Source organism: Actinophytocola sp., from assembly GCF_036378875.1.
In the GTDB taxonomy this organism is placed as follows: domain Bacteria; phylum Actinomycetota; class Actinomycetes; order Mycobacteriales; family Pseudonocardiaceae; genus Actinophytocola.
Genome location: NZ_DASUVO010000104.1, coordinates 65,626 through 79,931, shown reverse-complemented (window position 1 = coordinate 79,931; position 14,306 = coordinate 65,626). Strand labels below are relative to the sequence as shown.

Genomic DNA, 14,306 nt, shown 5'->3' with positions numbered 1-14,306 from the left:
TTCGAACGTGTTCCGAACTGTCCCGAACAGCGCTTACGGCCGGACAGCGTGGTTCGAGACGGTAGAGAAATGGCATGGCGGTGGAGTTCTGGTTGTTGGGCGATGTCGAGGCGCGGGTCGATGGCCGACCCGTGGACCTCGGTCATCTGAGGCAGCGGGCGGTGTTGGTGGCCCTGCTCGTCGACGGAGGCGGGGGAGTACCCGCGGACCGTCTCGTGGAGCGGGTCTGGGGACCGCACAGTCCGCTCCGGGCGAGAGAGACGTTGTACAGCTACCTGTCACGGCTGCGCCGGATCCTGTCCTCGGACGCGGGTGTCGAGATGTCCCGGCGGGTCGGTGGTTACGCCCTCGCGGTCGACGCGGTCGCGGTGGACGTGTCGTGCTTCCGCTCGCTCGTCACGCAGGCGCGGAACAACGACGGCGACCGGGCGCTGACGCTGTTGGAGCGGGCGTTGCGACTGTGGCGTGGCGAGGCCTTCGCCGGGCTGGACAGTCCGTGGCTGCGCGAGGTCCGGGACAACCTGGAGCGCGAGCGTGCCGGCGCCGAGCTGGACCGGATCGATCTCGCCTTGCGGTGCGGCCGGCACGCCGAGTTCGTCGCCGACCTGCACCACCGGGCCGCGGCCGGGCCACTGGACGAGCGGGTCGCCGGGCAGCTCATGCTGGCGCTCTACCGCAGTGGCCGGGTGGCCGAGTCGCTCGAACACTACCGGCGGACCCGGCAACGCCTCCGCGAGGAGATCGGCGCCGAGCCCGGTTCGGCGTTGCGGGTGTTGCAGAACCGGATCCTGAACGCGGACCCGTCGCTGTGCCAGGCGGCACCGGTGTCGGTACGCGGTCCGGTGCCACGCCAGTTGCCGACGCCGCCCCGGTTGTTCACCGGCCGGGCCCGTGAACTGTCCATACTGGACGAACCGGCGACGGCCGACGCGGTGCCCGTCACGGCGATCAGCGGTCTGGGCGGGATCGGCAAGACGTGGCTGGCGCTGCGGTGGGCACACGACCACCTGGACCGTTTTCCCGACGGCCAGCTGTACGTGAACCTGCGCGGGTTCGACGCCCGCGGCGAGCCGACCCCCGCCGCGGCGGCGATCCGCGGCTTCCTCGACGCGTTCGGCGTTGACCCGAGGTCGGTCCCGACCGATCCCGACGCCCAGGTCGCGCTCTACCGGAGCCTGATCGCCGACAAACGCATGCTGATCGTCGTGGACAACGCCCGTGACACGGCCCAGGTCCTGCCGCTCGTGCCGAGCACCCCGAGCTGCACGATGCTCGTCACCAGCCGCAACAGCCTCACCGGGCTGGTCACCACGCACGGCGCCCAGCACCTGCCCCTCGACGTGCTTGCCGATGCCGAGGCGCGCGAGCTGTTGGCCCGCCACATCGGCCGCGAGCGACTCGACGCCGAACCCGAGGCGGCCAGAGACCTGCTCGCCTTCTGTGCCGGGCTGCCACTGGCGATCGGCATCGTGGCCGCGCGCGCGAAGAGCCGCCCCGACTTCCCGCTGTCACTGCTCGCCGACGAGCTCCGCGACGACCGGCTCGACGGCATGGACACCGGGGAGGCGGCGGCCAGCCTGCGTGCGGTGTTCGCGTGTTCGCTCGCCACCCAGTCGCCGGAAGCGGCCGAGACCTACCAGCTCCTGGGGCTCGTCCCGGGGCCGGACATCGGCGTGCCCGCCGCGGCGAGCCTGATCCGGCAACCGGTCAGCCGGACCCGCACGCTGCTGCGCACGCTCACCGACGCACATCTGCTGAGCGAGCACGGGCCTGGCCGCTACCGGATGCACAACCTGGTCCACCTGTACGCGGTCGACCGTGCCGCCGACCTGTCCGGCCAGGAAAGGGAGGCCGCGGCGCGCCGGCTCTGCGACTTCTACCTGCGCACCGCCCACCACGCCGACCGGCTGCTCTGCCCGCGACACGAACCGGCCACCCTCGACCTCCCGGCCACCCTCGACCTCCCGGCCACCGACATCGCCGCGCACCCGTTGCGGGACAGCGCGTCGGCGTGGGACTGGTTCGCGGCGGAACACGCCAACCTGCTTGCCGCACAACAACTCGCCGAACGCCACGGCTGGGACACCCACGTCTGGCTGCTGGCGCGGGCACTGGCCGTCTTCCACCGGCGCGGCGGCCACACCGGCGCTGCCGTCACCGTCGCACGCACCGGTCTCGCCGCCGCACAACGGCTCGGCGAGCCCGCCTTCCTCCACCGGCAACTCGGTTTCGCGTACGTGCGGGCCGGCAACCACGCCGAGGGCGTCGACCACGTCCGGCAGGCACTCATGCTGTTCCGCAGCGCCGGCGACCTACCCGGCGAGGCCACCACCCACCAGGCGCTCGCGGCGGTCGCCAACCTGACCGGCGACCACCGTGACGCGCTGAGCCATGCCGACCACGCGACCCGCCTGTTCCGCGAACTCAGCGACCCTCTCGGGCTCGGTCAGTCGCTCCACGAGGCGGGCGTGGCCCACGCGCGGCTCGGCAACCACGATCAGGCACACCACCTGTCCGTGCAGGCGCTCAGCCTGGCCCGCGAACACGGACACAGCGAGACGGAGGCCGACGTGCTCGGCAACCTCGGCTACCTCGCGCTCCGGACCGGCCGCCTCACCGAAGCCCTCGACTACTGCGACGCCGCCCTCACCATCTGCCGTGCCAACAACAACACCTTCGCGAGCGCCAACCACCTTGCCCTCAAGGCGGACGTGTCCACCGCACTCGGCGACACCGTCCAGGTGACCGGGCCCTGGCGATGAACTACGAACAGGTCTACAGCGTGGCCCAACCTGCCGTGCTGAAACAGTTGTTCGTCGGCCGCGCCGGGCACTGCGCGTTCACCTCCGCGGAGGAGATCACCGCGTTCCGCACACTGCTTCGCCGGCGCTGTACAGCCATGATCCCTCACCGAACCGCGACGACCACCGCGGTGGCGTTGTCGTCGCCGCCCGCGGCGTCGGCGGCGGCGAGCAGCTCGCGCACCGCCGGCTCCGGTGCGCGGGTGCCCAGGACCTCCGCGATCCGCGCGTAGGGGACCTGCTCGGCGACCCCGTCGGTGCACAGCAGGTAGACGTCGCCGGCGGCGGGCGCCACGCTCAGCACGTCGGGCGCCGGCCGGTCGGGATGCCCGATGTAGCGGGTCAGGTGGTAGCGCGCGTTCCTGGCCTCCCGCGAGTCGAACGGGTACCAGCCGTGCACCGCGCCGAGCCAGGCCATCGTGTGGTCGACGGTCAGCAGTTCGAGCAGCCCGCCGCGCAACCGGTACACCCGCGAGTCGCCGACCTGGACGATCCACAGCCCGTCAGGACCGCCGGTCAGCGCGGTCAACGTGCAGCCGGCGAGCCCGACATCGCCCCGGCCGATCTCGATCACCGTGTCCTGCGCCCTTGCCACGACCGCACGCAGGAGATCGGGCGTGACCTCCCCGGTGATGCCCTCCACCACGGTGTCCACTGTGGCCCGTCCGGCGAGCGCACTCCCTCTGCTGTCGCCCATCCCGTCCGCCACCACCGCGAGCAACGGTTCGGTGCTCACGTGCAGGACATCGAAGTTCGCCGCGTACCGGCGTCCGACGTCACTTCCGGCCGCTGCCTCAAAGCGCACAAGGCGCGATCATGCCAGAGGGTATGCGCGCCGTGCCTGGCAGCGCGGCGAGCCTGAGGACGACCGCCGCCTGCGCTGCCAGGCACCGTCTCATGGGACGACCGCGTGCCCTGAGTAGAACCCGCCGCTGATGGCGCCGACACCCGAGAGCTCCTCGACCGGCACGGGCACCGCCGACGTGTGTTCCCCGGTGCCGAGGGCGCCGGTGCCCCACGCCCATACCGTGCCGTCCTCGAGCAGCGCGTAGCCGCCGAACTCGGCGCTGGCGACACTGGTCACCGTCGAGAGGTTCGCCACCCGGACCGGCACCTGGGACGCGCAGCCGGCGATCAGGTCGCACCACTCGCCGTCACCGAGCTCGTTGTAGGAGCCCTGGCCCCATGCCCACGCGGTGCCGTCGTCGCGGACCGCGTAACCGTTGCCGGGGCCGCCCGCGATGGCGGTCACGCCGGTCAGTCCCGTGACCTGTACGGGCACCCGGGACTCGCACGGCCCGGACACCGGACACGGTTGGCCGTCGCCGAGCTGGCCGACGTTGTCCTGTCCCCAGCCCCAGACGGTGCCGTCCGCACGCAACGCGAACCCGCCCCAGCCGCGGGCCGCGATGGCCGTGACCCCGGTCAGGCCGGAAACCTGTACCGGCACCGGCGACTCCTCGACGGTCGAGCCGTTGCCAAGCGCGCCAACGACGTTGTGGCCCCACGCCCACACGGTGCCGTCGGCCCGGAGCGCGTACGTGGTGAGCAGCCGCCCGCTGATCGCGACGACGTCGGTCAGGCCCGACACCCGCACCGGCACCGTGGCGTCGTCGAGCGTGGGTCCGATGCCGAGCTTGCCGTAGGTGTTGGACCCCCATGCCCAGACGGTGCCGTCCGCGCGCAGTGCGTACCCGTTGCCGCTGGCCGCCGTGATCGCGGTGACGTCGGTCAGCCCCACGACCGGCGCCGGTGTCACCGAACCGCCGCCGGACCAGCTCAGCCACCCGTTGCCGAGCTGCCCCTCGCTGTTGAGACCCCACGCCAACACGGTGCCGTCGGTCCGGAGCGCGTACCCGTTCTCGTAGCTCGCCGCGACCTCGCGCACGCCGGACAGCCCGACCGCCTGCGTCGGGTAGAGCTCATCGAAGAACACCTCGGCGGTGCCGAGCCTCCGGTGGTCGTTCCTGCCCCACGCGTACACGCAGTCGGCCTGGCAGGCGGTCTCCTCGACGGCGAACACCCCGGCCAGGTCGGCGATCAGGTGCACGCTGCCGTTCTGGTTGTACAGCTTGATACCGAGCCCCGTGCCGTAGGCGACGACGGCGGCGTTGGGCACGGCCTGCCCGGGGGCCGGGTTGAGTATCGAGCCGTACAGCGGTTGGGGATCCCACATCGACCACGCGGACACGAAGGTCGGCGTGGTCGCGTCAACGCCCGTGACGTTCAGCACCGCGCCCGTGACGGTGGCCGGGGACCACTGGGCCATCTCCAAGTCCAAAGTGGACCGCTGGCCGAGTGGGCCGGGGTGGCCGCCGATCCCGGAACGGGTGTCAAGGAGCCGGGTCGGGTCCAACGGCAGGAAGTAGGCGCCGTACTCGGGGGTGTAGAAGCCGGCGAGGTCCACGATCAGGTGGAGCGAGCCGGCGAGGTTGGACAGGTTGACCTTCCGGTCCGCGCCGACGGCGACCGTGACCAGGTTGGGTCGCGTGTCGCCGGCCGGCAGGTTGAGGTTGGACGCGGTCGGGCGGTTCGTGCCGGTCGGCCAGGCGGTCACGAACGTGGACGCGGTGCCGCCGGTCGCGGTGAGGTTGAACGTCACCGCGGTCGCCGACGCCGGGATCCGGTTCGCCAGGTCGAGAACCAGCGTGCCGTCGGGACCGACCGGCCGGTTGCCGTCACGGGTGTCGAGGCGGCGGTCCGGCGGCAGCGCGGTGTACTTGGCGCCCGCGCCGGTGCTGTAGTGGCCTGCGAGGTCGACGACCAGGTCGATCGAGCCGGAGTTGTTGTACAGGTCGACTTTCCGGTCCGCGTTGACCTTCACGGTCACCTGGTTGGCGCGGATGTCGCCAGCCGGGAGGTTGAGGTTGGAGACGGTCGCCGGGCCCGTTCCGCTGGGGTAGACCGAGATGTGGGTCGGCGCGGTCGGCGTCACGCCGGTCACGTTGAGCACCACGGCGGTCGTGGTGGTGGGCACGTACCCGGACAGGTCCAGCGTGTGGACACCGCCGGCGCCGACCGGGCCCGCGCCGTCGCGGGTGTCCAACACGCGGACCGGCGAGCGGGGCGAGAACGTCGACCCGCCCTCCAACCTCTGTGGAGCCGCGGTGGGTGCGGGCTCGGCGTGTGTGGGTGACCCGGCGAGCAGGAGCCCGGCGGTCAACGCCGCGGTCAGGACGGTCGACAGCATTCCGTTGCTCCTCACGTGTTCGGCACGATCGCGTGTCCGGAGAAGTTGCCCCCGGTGACGGCGCTGGCCCCAGGCAGATCGACCCGTTCCGGCGACCACGACAACGCTTGCCCGTTGCCGAGTGCGCGCCAACCCCACGACCACAGGCTGCCGTCCGCGAGCACCGCGTAGCCGCCGTGGTCGAAGCTGGCCATGGCGGTCACGTCCGACAGGCCCCGCACCTGGACCGGTTCGTAGGAATCACAGGTGGTCGACTCGCAGATCACGCCGTCGCCGAGCTCCCCGTGGGTCCTCTCGCCCCACGCCCACGCGGTGCCGTCGTCGCGGACCGCATAGCCGTTGAACGGGCCGCCCGCGATCGCGGTCACGCCGGTCAGCCCGGGGATCCGCACAGGAACCGGGGCGTCGCACATCCCGGGCTGGCCGCCGCACGTCGGGGCGTTGCCGAGCTGGCCGACGCGGTTCCAGCCCCAGCCCCACACCGTGCCGTCCGCGCGGAGCGCGTACCCGCCGTCGCCGCGGGCCGCGATCGCGGTGACCCCGGTCAGACCGGACACCTGCACGGGCACCGTCGAGAACGGGATGGTCGAACCGGCGCCGAGCGCGCCGACGCCGTTGTCACCCCACGCCCAGACGGTGCCGTCGGCTCGCAGCGCGTACGCGGTGTCCCTCCTGGCACTGATCGCGACCACGTCGGTCAGGCCGTGCACCTGGACCGGCACAGTGGCCTGGTCGAGGACGTGCCCCCCGTTGCCGAGGTTGCCCCAGAGGTTGGTGCCCCATGACCAGACGGTGCCGTCGGCGCGCAGCGCGTACCCGGTGTCGCCTGCGGCCGTGATCGCGGTGACGTCAGTCAGCCCGACGACCGGCACCGGCACCACCGAACCGCTGCCCGTCCAGCCGTTGCCGAGCTGCCCCCGGAAGTTGGTGCCCCACGCCCAGACCGTGCCGTCGTTTCGAAGCGCGTATCCGCCTCTGGAGCCCTCCGCGACCGCGCGGACGCCGGACAGCCCGACCACCTGCCTCGGATGGGTCCCGTCGAACGCGATCTCGCCGGTGCCGAGTTTGCGGAACTCGTTGGTGCCCCACGCGTAGAGGCAGTCGGCGTGGCAGGCGGTGTACTCGACGGCGAACACCCCGGCCAGGTCGGCGATCAGGTGGATCGAGCCGGAGTTGTTGTACAGGTTGATGGCCAGCCCTTGCCCGTACGACACCACGGCCGCGTTCGGCACGGCCTGACCGGGGACCGGGTTGAGGATCGAACCGGGGTCCGGCCGGTTGTCCATGACCGACCACGCGGACACGTAGGTCGGCGTGGTGGCGTCCACGCCCGTGACGTTCAGGACCACGCCCGTCACGGTGTGGGGGGACCACGGGGCCAGGCTCAGCTCGCGGGTCGTGCCGGGGCCGAGCGGGCTCGCCGGGCCACCGGTCCCGAAGCGGGTGTCCAGGATCCGGGTCGGGGTGGACGGCAGGAAGTGGGCACCGTACTCGGGAGTGTAGAAGCCGGCCATGTCCGCGATCAGCTGGACCGAGCCGGCGAGGTTGTAGAGGTTGACCGTGCGGTCGGCGCCGACGGCCACGGTGACCAGGTTGGGCCGGGTGTCCCCGGCCGGCAGGTTCAGGTTGGACGCGGTCGGGCGGTTCGTGCCGGCCGGCCACGCGGTCACGAACGTGGACGCGGTGGCCTCCGTCGCGGTGAGGTTGAACGTCACGGCGGTCGCGGAGGCGGGGATCTTGTTGGTGAGATCGAGCGACACGACGCCGTCGGGCCCCACCGGGTATCCACTGAGGACACGGGTCGACGGCAGCGCGGTGAACTTGGCGCCCGCTCCGGTGCCGTAGTGGCCTGCGAGGTCGACGACGAGGTGGATCGAGCCGGAGTTGTTGTACAGGTCGACCTTGCGGTCCGCGTTGAGCCGGACGGTGACCTGGTTGGCGCGGATGTCACCCGTCGCGAGGTTGAGGTTCGAGACGGTCGCCGTGGTGCCGCTCGGATACACCGAGACGTGGGTGGGTGCGGTCGGTGTCACGCCCGTCACGTTGAGCACCACGGCCGTGGTGGTGGCCGGCACGTGTCCGGACAGGTCCAGCGTGTGGACGCCGCCGGCACCGACCGGGCCGGCGCCGGCGCGGGTGTCCAGCACGCGGAGCGGCGAGCGGGGCGTGAACGTCGACGCCTCCGCCGCCTTCGGTGCCGCGGCGGTTGCCGGCGCCGCGGGCGCGGCGAGGAGAAGTCCGGTTGCCAGCAACGTGGGCAGGACAGCACTCAGTGCTCGTCGCATGACGGTGATGAAACCCCCAGTGAGATGGTCCCCGACCCCACGCAGACGATAGTGAATGATCACGAAGACGGGCTACCGCTGTTCGGCGCAGCCACCGCCGTCCCACCATCCGGAAATCGTGCGCTTGTTGTCGGTGGTGTGTCAGAGCATGCGGGGCATGGTCTCCATGCACGCCGATCGCGCCGGCTCCGGTCCGTATCCTCGTTTCAGCCTGGTCGCCCTGGCCGGGCGGGCGTTGGGCGCCGTGCCGCCGCCGGCGCAGGTGCTGGCCGGGATCCTCAGCGTCCAGGTGGGCGCGGCGCTGGCCAAGCAGCTGTTCGGCGCGATCGGCAGCGCCGGGACCGTCGCCGTGCGGTTGTCCTTCGCCGCGCTCGTGCTGCTCGTCGTGTGGCGCCCGTCTGTGCGGATGGACCGGCGCGCGTGGGCCGTGGTCGCCACCTACGGCGTGGTCCTCGGCGTCATGAACCTGTGCTTCTACCTGGCGCTGGCGAAGATCCCGCTCGGCATCGCCGTGACGATCGAGTTCCTCGGCCCACTCGCGGTGGCCATCGCCGGCTCCCGCCGCTGGCTGGACGGCCTGTGGGCACTGCTGGCCGCCGGCGGCGTGGTGCTGCTGACCGAGGGCCGAGGCGACCTGCACCTGGCCGGCATCCTGTTCGCCCTGGGGGCCGCGGTCTGCTGGGCCAGCTACATCCTGCTGAGCGCCGCACTGGGCCGCCACACCTCCGACGGCGGCGGCCTCGCACTGGGCATGACCCTGGCGGCCCTGGTGGTCGCGCCGGTCGGGATCGCCGAGAGCGGCACGGCACTGCTGGAACCGTGGGTCCTCGCCGTCGGACTCGGCGTGGCGCTCCTGTCCTCGGTGATCCCGTACTCCTTGGAGCTGGAGGCACTGCGCAGCATCCCACCGAAGGTGTTCGGCGTGCTGATGAGCCTGGAACCGGCCGTCGCCGCGCTCGTCGGCCTCCTCGTACTTGGCGAGTTCCTGACCCCGATCCAGTGGCTGGCAGTGCTACTGGTCGTCGCGGCATCAGCGGGCGCGACGAGAACGGCATCCTCGGCCAGCTGAAGCCGCGCGAGCGGTGTCCCGAACGCGCCGCTCAACCCGGATCCACCGATGATCATGCTGTCCGCGTGTGGTTCTGTGGATCCGGCGGGCGAAGCCCGCTTCGCGGGTGGTTTCTGCGTGGTGATGGACGCCTTCCTCACCCTGCGCGTGAGGAAGGCGTCCATCACCACATCGCGAGGGAAGCCCGGTGCTGCGAACGGCGTGTTTGTGCAGCCGGCGCTGTCTCGAAAGACGCTGTCGGGTCGTTGATCGTCATCAGCGCGTCTTTCGAGACATCGGCGATGTCCCCAACGCGTCTTTCGGGACAGATATCCAGCGGGTGCGCATCGGGCGCTGCCCACCCGAAGTGTCTGGACAGGTTCACAACCCTCTCGCAGGGTGCGACATCCCGACAGTCATGGCAGCAGGGTGACGATGACCATATGGCTGGTCGGGGAGTCGGGGGGCAGAGTTGTGGGGTTAACGTGGATCAGTGGGGAGGGCGAGCGGTGCGGTACGTGGCGATCGGCGACAGCTTCACCGAAGGGGTCGGTGACGAGCTCCCGGACGGCTCGGCACGGGGTTGGGCCGACCTGGTCGCGGCGGGGCTGGCCGCGGCGAGCGGTGAGCCGGTTCAGTACGCCAACCTGGCGATTCGGGGGCGGCTGCTCGAACCGATCGTGACCGTCCAGCTGGAGGCGGCGCTCGCGTTGCGTCCGGTGCCCACGCTGATCACGCTCAACGGTGGCGGCAACGACATGCTGCGCCCCAACACCGACGTCGACCGGCTGGTGGCGCTCACCAGCCGGGCCATCCATCGCTGCGCCGACGAGGGTGTGCGGTTGGTGCTGCTCAGCGGCCCCGACCCGTCGGAGGGGCTTCCGTTCGGGAAGATGATCCGGCGGCGCGGTGAGGAGCTCACCGTGCGTGTTCGTGAGCTGGCCGTCGCCAACGAGCTCACCTTCGTGAACATGTTCCACGACCTTGAGATCCGGCGCCCCGGGTACTGGTCGGCGGACCGGCTGCACCTGAACGCGGCCGGTCACGAGCGGGTCGCCGGGATGGTGCTCGCGACGCTCGTCGGCACGGCGCCGCCCGAGGCGAACGGGGCGGGGTCACCGCAGACACGCAGGCTGCTGACGGAGGCCCGCTACTACTGGGAGCACGTGCGGCCGTGGGTGCAGCGCCGGCTCCGGGGCCGCTCCTCCGGTGACACGCTGACCGGCAAGCACGCCGGCTGGACTACCACCGGTGAGACCCAACCACACGGTGGCGGACAAACCACGCAGTCGCGGTGACCGCGGCCGCCGCTCCCGCCACGACCCCGCGCGCCCGGACGGACTTCGCGGCCTTGGCCTGCTCGTCGAACCGGCCGTGTGCCCCGCGGGCCGAGTCGGGACGGTCGTCGACCGGGGACCACAGGTTCGTCGGCCGGTCGGCCTGCTCGGCGTCGGGGGAGTGCTGGGACTTGTAGCCCGTGCGCGCGAGGTAGCGGTCGAGAAGACCGGGGAACAGCTTGTTGGCGAGCACGGTGGCCGTGGTGCTTGCGCCGACCCAGTGCTCACGCCGCTTCGGCCGGTCCGCGGCCCGGACGATCGCCCGCGCGGCCACCTCCGGCTGGTAGATGGGCGGCACCGGCTGTGGCTTGCTCGACAGCCGCGACAGCGCCCAGTCGAACTGCGGAGTGTTCACGGCCGGTAGGTGCACCATCGTGATCCGCACGCCGCTTCCGTCGTGCAGCAGCTCGCAGCGGACCGCCTCGGTGAAGCCCTCGATGGCGTGCTTGGCGCCGCAGTACGCGGACTGCAGCGGGATGCCCCGGTAGGCGAGCGCCGAGCCGACCTGGACGACCACCCCGGAGTCGCGGTCGGTCATTCGGGTCAGCGCGACCCGGGTGCCGTGCATGTAGCCGTGGTAGGTCACGTCGGTGACGCGCCGGAACTCCTCCGGCCGCATCATCAGGAACGGGGAGAACACCGTGGTGAACGCGTTGTTCACCCACACGTCGATCGGGCCGAGCTCGCGCTCGATCTTCTCCGCCGCCCGGTCGAGGGCCTCGTAGTCCGAGACGTCGACCGGCACGGACATGGCCCGCTCCCCGATCTCCTCCGCCGCCGAGGCCAGCCCGGCCTCCCCGCGCGCGATCAACGCGACGCGGTCGCCCCGCTCGGCGAACATCCGTGCCACCGCACGGCCGACCCCGGCACTCGCACCTGTCACCACGACCACTGCCATGGCTCCGGAGTTACCCCGCGACATGATCCGCCAACCCCGTGTGGCGTTTCCGGACCGCGGCGGCTGGGCATAACCAGGACATGGTGGACGCACCCGAACAACCCGACGAATACCTGGTCCGGTTCACCGACACCCGCTACGGACGGATGCGTAGCCGCGTACTGGGCACGCCGGGGGGCGCGCCACCGGTGGTGACCGTGATGGGCATGGCTGTCTCGGACTACCTGCTGCCCGCCCAGGCCGCGCTCAGCTGGACCCAGACCCATCTGCTCGACCTGCCGGGGCTCGCCGGCAGCGGGGAAGCACCACACCGGCTCGAGGTGTCGGAGTACGCCGACGCCGTGGCCGACTGGCTACGCGACAACGACCTTCCGCCGGTCATCCTGGCCGGACACTCCAGCGGCACCCAGGTCGCCGCGCACGCCGCGGCCGCCTGCCCGGACCGTGTCGCCGCCACCGTCCTCGCGAGCCCCACCGTCGACCCGAAGGCGCGGTCCGTCCCGAGGGCCCTCTACTACTGGCGGCGGGACTCGGCATACCCCATGCCAGGCCTGGAGGAGAGCCACCGTCCTGAGTGGCGTCGCGCGGGTTTCCGGCAGCTGGTGCACCTGATGCGCGCGCACCTGCGCGACCGTCTCGAAGAGACAGTCCAACGCATACACGGACCACTGCTCGTGCTGATGGGCCAGCAGGACAAGCTGTGCACCGAGCGCTGGGCACGGGACCTGGCCGACCGCGCCGAGAACGGACGCCTGGTCACCGTGCCGGGCCCGCACACGTTCCTGTGGAAGGACCCGAGCTCGTGGTCCGCGCCGGTGCGTGAGCTGGCCGTGCGGGAAGCCGTCCGATGAAGCCGAACCGGGCGGTCGCCTCGTTCGACTCGGCGTCGACCTTCCACCGCGTACTGGCCCAGCACCTGCACGGACAGGGCAGCCCCGCGCTGGGGCTCGGCCCCGCCGCGCGCGCCGTGAGCCGCCTGCTTCCGGTGGTGAACCACGCGCCGCGTGCCGTCCGCGAGTCGCTCTACATCTGGTCGGGCTGGTCCGAGGCCGTTCAGCCGAACCGACTGAGCACTGTGGACACCGACGCGATCGCAGAATGGGTCTGCTCGCACTACCCGAAGCGTAAGTACCCTGCCGTGTTCATCGGCTCGTCGTCCGGCGCGCTCGCGCACCTGGCCGCGCTGGCCGGTGTGCCGTGGCTGCCGCAGACGTTCCTCGTGCCGGTGCGCCATCACCGCCTCGACCCGGACGAGCCGGTTCGCGCGATGGACGAACTCGCCGAGGCACGGGACGCGTTCGTGGCGGCCAACCCCGGCGTTGCCGTGCACCACATGCACGACGCGAACCAGGACCGTCTGATGATCAGCCGCATGGGCTACTTCCGGTACAAGTACCGGAACCTGCCCGCGGCCTACGCGGCCTTTCTACGTGAGCACCTGGCGCCGGGCGGCACGGTCGTGGTGACGGACTGCACGGAACGGTGGCCCACCACGACGATCGGGCCACGGCAGGTCTTCCAGCACGGCGCGGTGGGCGACGCCACCCCGGACGAGTACGCGAACGGCGGTGGCCGCGTCTCCGCCTTCCTGGCCGAACAGGGAGCCCGGCGCCGCGCGTGGGACCCGCCGCCCGCCGACGGGGAAAGCCCCGAGGCGGAGTGGGGTTTCGACGACGCGATCCTCCCGGAACTGACGGAACTGTGCCGTGCCAACGGTTTCGAGCTGGACCGGCTGTCGTTCCCGCGTGCCGACGCGCTCAGCGGACCGGTCGCCGAGCTGTACCGGTCCTGGTACGCCGACCAGGGCATCGCCGCGAACCGGTTACTGGTCAGCTCTTTCGCGCTCATCGACGTCCACGTGCCGCTCACGCGCGGGCTCGTTCCGTACTGGACGCTGTTCGGCACGTGCGCCGCCCGGAACACGCTCGACGACTACCTGGGCCGGACCGAACCGTACGACGAGATCCACCTCGGACTGTTCGCACACGGCACGTGCTCGATCGGCCGGGCCCGCATCGATGACTGGGACGCCGTCCTGGCCCACGCACGCACAACCGGCGCCTACTGCGGTGTGGACACGGCCGCCTACCCGCAGGACTTCGCCAGCAACGGCAGGTTCCACCGCGCCGCATGGGCTCTGCCCGGCACCGGCGCCGGAATGCCGTCGTGGGACTGGGTTCGTGACCGGCTGCGGGACTGGCAGGGCTACGCGGCCGACGCGACGAGAAGGAGCGAGTCCAGGTGACCGAGTCCATTTTCCGCCGCGTGCGGCGGAAGTACGCGAACGGCGAGGACCGGCCGCTCGCCGGCTACGTCACGGTCCTCGGGGCCTACTCGGCCGTGTTGGGACTGCTCGGCGGGCTGGCGAAGGCTCGGGGCGTCCGGCTGCCCGACCGTGTCACCGCGGGCGACACCGTGCTGCTGTGCATCGGCACGCACAAGGCCAGCCGACTGCTCACCAAGGACTCGGTCACCAGCCCGCTGCGGGCGCCGTTCGCGCGCTACCAGGAGCCCGCCGGCGCGGGGGAGGTCAACGAGGAGGTTCGGGGGCGCGGGGTCCAGCACGCCGTCGGTGAGCTGCTGACCTGTCCGTTCTGCCTGGACGTCTGGGTCGCGAGCGGCTTCACCGCCGGCATGGTGTTCGCGCCACGCGCCACGCGCCTGGTCCTCACCGCACTGACCGCGATCGCCGGCTCCGACACCATCCAGATCCTGTACGACAACGCGAAACAACGAGCATGAGGTGG

Annotated in this window: 11 protein-coding genes; 7 read left to right on the top strand and 4 right to left on the bottom strand. The window is 71.5% G+C overall.

What is annotated here, in order from left to right; all coding sequences use genetic code 11:
• Window positions 1-74 precede the first annotated feature (74 nt).
• Window positions 75-2,762, top strand: coding sequence for an AfsR/SARP family transcriptional regulator (locus VF106_RS32120; protein WP_330843647.1), 2,688 nt, complete (start codon window positions 75-77; stop codon window positions 2,760-2,762).
• Between the two features lie 145 nt (window positions 2,763-2,907).
• Here the strand turns inward: VF106_RS32120 and VF106_RS32115 are convergent, their stop codons facing one another.
• The 3 genes from VF106_RS32115 to VF106_RS32105 form a co-directional block, all read right to left on the bottom strand.
• Window positions 2,908-3,606 (bottom strand): PP2C family protein-serine/threonine phosphatase, encoded by a 699-nt coding sequence (locus tag VF106_RS32115; protein ID WP_330843646.1) that lies wholly within the window; start codon window positions 3,604-3,606, stop codon window positions 2,908-2,910.
• A 90-nt stretch (window positions 3,607-3,696) separates the two neighbouring features.
• Complete coding sequence (locus VF106_RS32110) at window positions 3,697-5,991, bottom strand: RCC1 domain-containing protein (protein WP_330843645.1); 2,295 nt, start codon at window positions 5,989-5,991, stop codon at window positions 3,697-3,699.
• Window positions 5,992-6,002: 11 nt separating this feature from the next.
• Complete coding sequence (locus VF106_RS32105) at window positions 6,003-8,276, bottom strand: RCC1 domain-containing protein (protein WP_330843644.1); 2,274 nt, start codon at window positions 8,274-8,276, stop codon at window positions 6,003-6,005.
• A 157-nt stretch (window positions 8,277-8,433) separates the two neighbouring features.
• Between VF106_RS32105 and VF106_RS32100 the strand changes: the two genes are divergently transcribed.
• The 3 genes from VF106_RS32100 to VF106_RS32090 all read left to right on the top strand — a co-directional run bounded on the left by VF106_RS32100 (window position 8,434) and on the right by VF106_RS32090 (window position 10,622).
• Complete coding sequence (locus VF106_RS32100) at window positions 8,434-9,345, top strand: EamA family transporter (RefSeq protein WP_330843662.1); 912 nt, start codon at window positions 8,434-8,436, stop codon at window positions 9,343-9,345.
• 48 nt (window positions 9,346-9,393) lie between these two features.
• Window positions 9,394-9,594: a hypothetical protein gene (locus tag VF106_RS32095; protein ID WP_330843643.1), complete on the top strand. Its 201-nt coding sequence runs from the start codon at window positions 9,394-9,396 to the stop codon at window positions 9,592-9,594.
• 239 nt (window positions 9,595-9,833) lie between these two features.
• The gene (locus tag VF106_RS32090) at window positions 9,834-10,622 is read left to right on the top strand and encodes an SGNH/GDSL hydrolase family protein (RefSeq protein WP_330843642.1); all 789 of its coding nucleotides are present in this window, start codon (window positions 9,834-9,836) and stop codon (window positions 10,620-10,622) included.
• Here the strand turns inward: VF106_RS32090 and VF106_RS32085 are convergent.
• Window positions 10,567-11,559 carry an SDR family oxidoreductase gene (locus tag VF106_RS32085; RefSeq protein ID WP_330843641.1) on the bottom strand — a complete coding sequence of 331 codons (993 nt, stop codon included), beginning with the start codon at window positions 11,557-11,559 and terminating at the stop codon, window positions 10,567-10,569. The two genes, VF106_RS32090 and VF106_RS32085, sit on opposite strands and share 56 nt — an antisense overlap.
• 80 nt (window positions 11,560-11,639) lie before the next feature.
• Here VF106_RS32085 and VF106_RS32080 point away from each other — a divergent pair, with 80 nt between their 5' ends.
• From VF106_RS32080 to VF106_RS32070, 3 genes are read left to right on the top strand one after another with little or no spacing between them, the layout of a single operon-like run.
• A complete protein-coding gene (locus VF106_RS32080) occupies window positions 11,640-12,410 on the top strand; it encodes an alpha/beta fold hydrolase (protein ID WP_330843640.1) in 771 nt (256 codons plus the stop codon).
• Window positions 12,407-13,804 (top strand): hypothetical protein, encoded by a 1,398-nt coding sequence (locus VF106_RS32075; RefSeq protein ID WP_330843639.1) that lies wholly within the window; start codon window positions 12,407-12,409, stop codon window positions 13,802-13,804. Before VF106_RS32080 ends, VF106_RS32075 begins: the two co-directional genes overlap by 4 nt.
• Window positions 13,801-14,301, top strand: coding sequence for a DUF1360 domain-containing protein (locus VF106_RS32070; RefSeq protein WP_330843638.1), 501 nt, complete (start codon window positions 13,801-13,803; stop codon window positions 14,299-14,301). Before VF106_RS32075 ends, VF106_RS32070 begins: the two co-directional genes overlap by 4 nt.
• The last annotated feature ends 5 nt before the right edge of the window (window positions 14,302-14,306 follow it).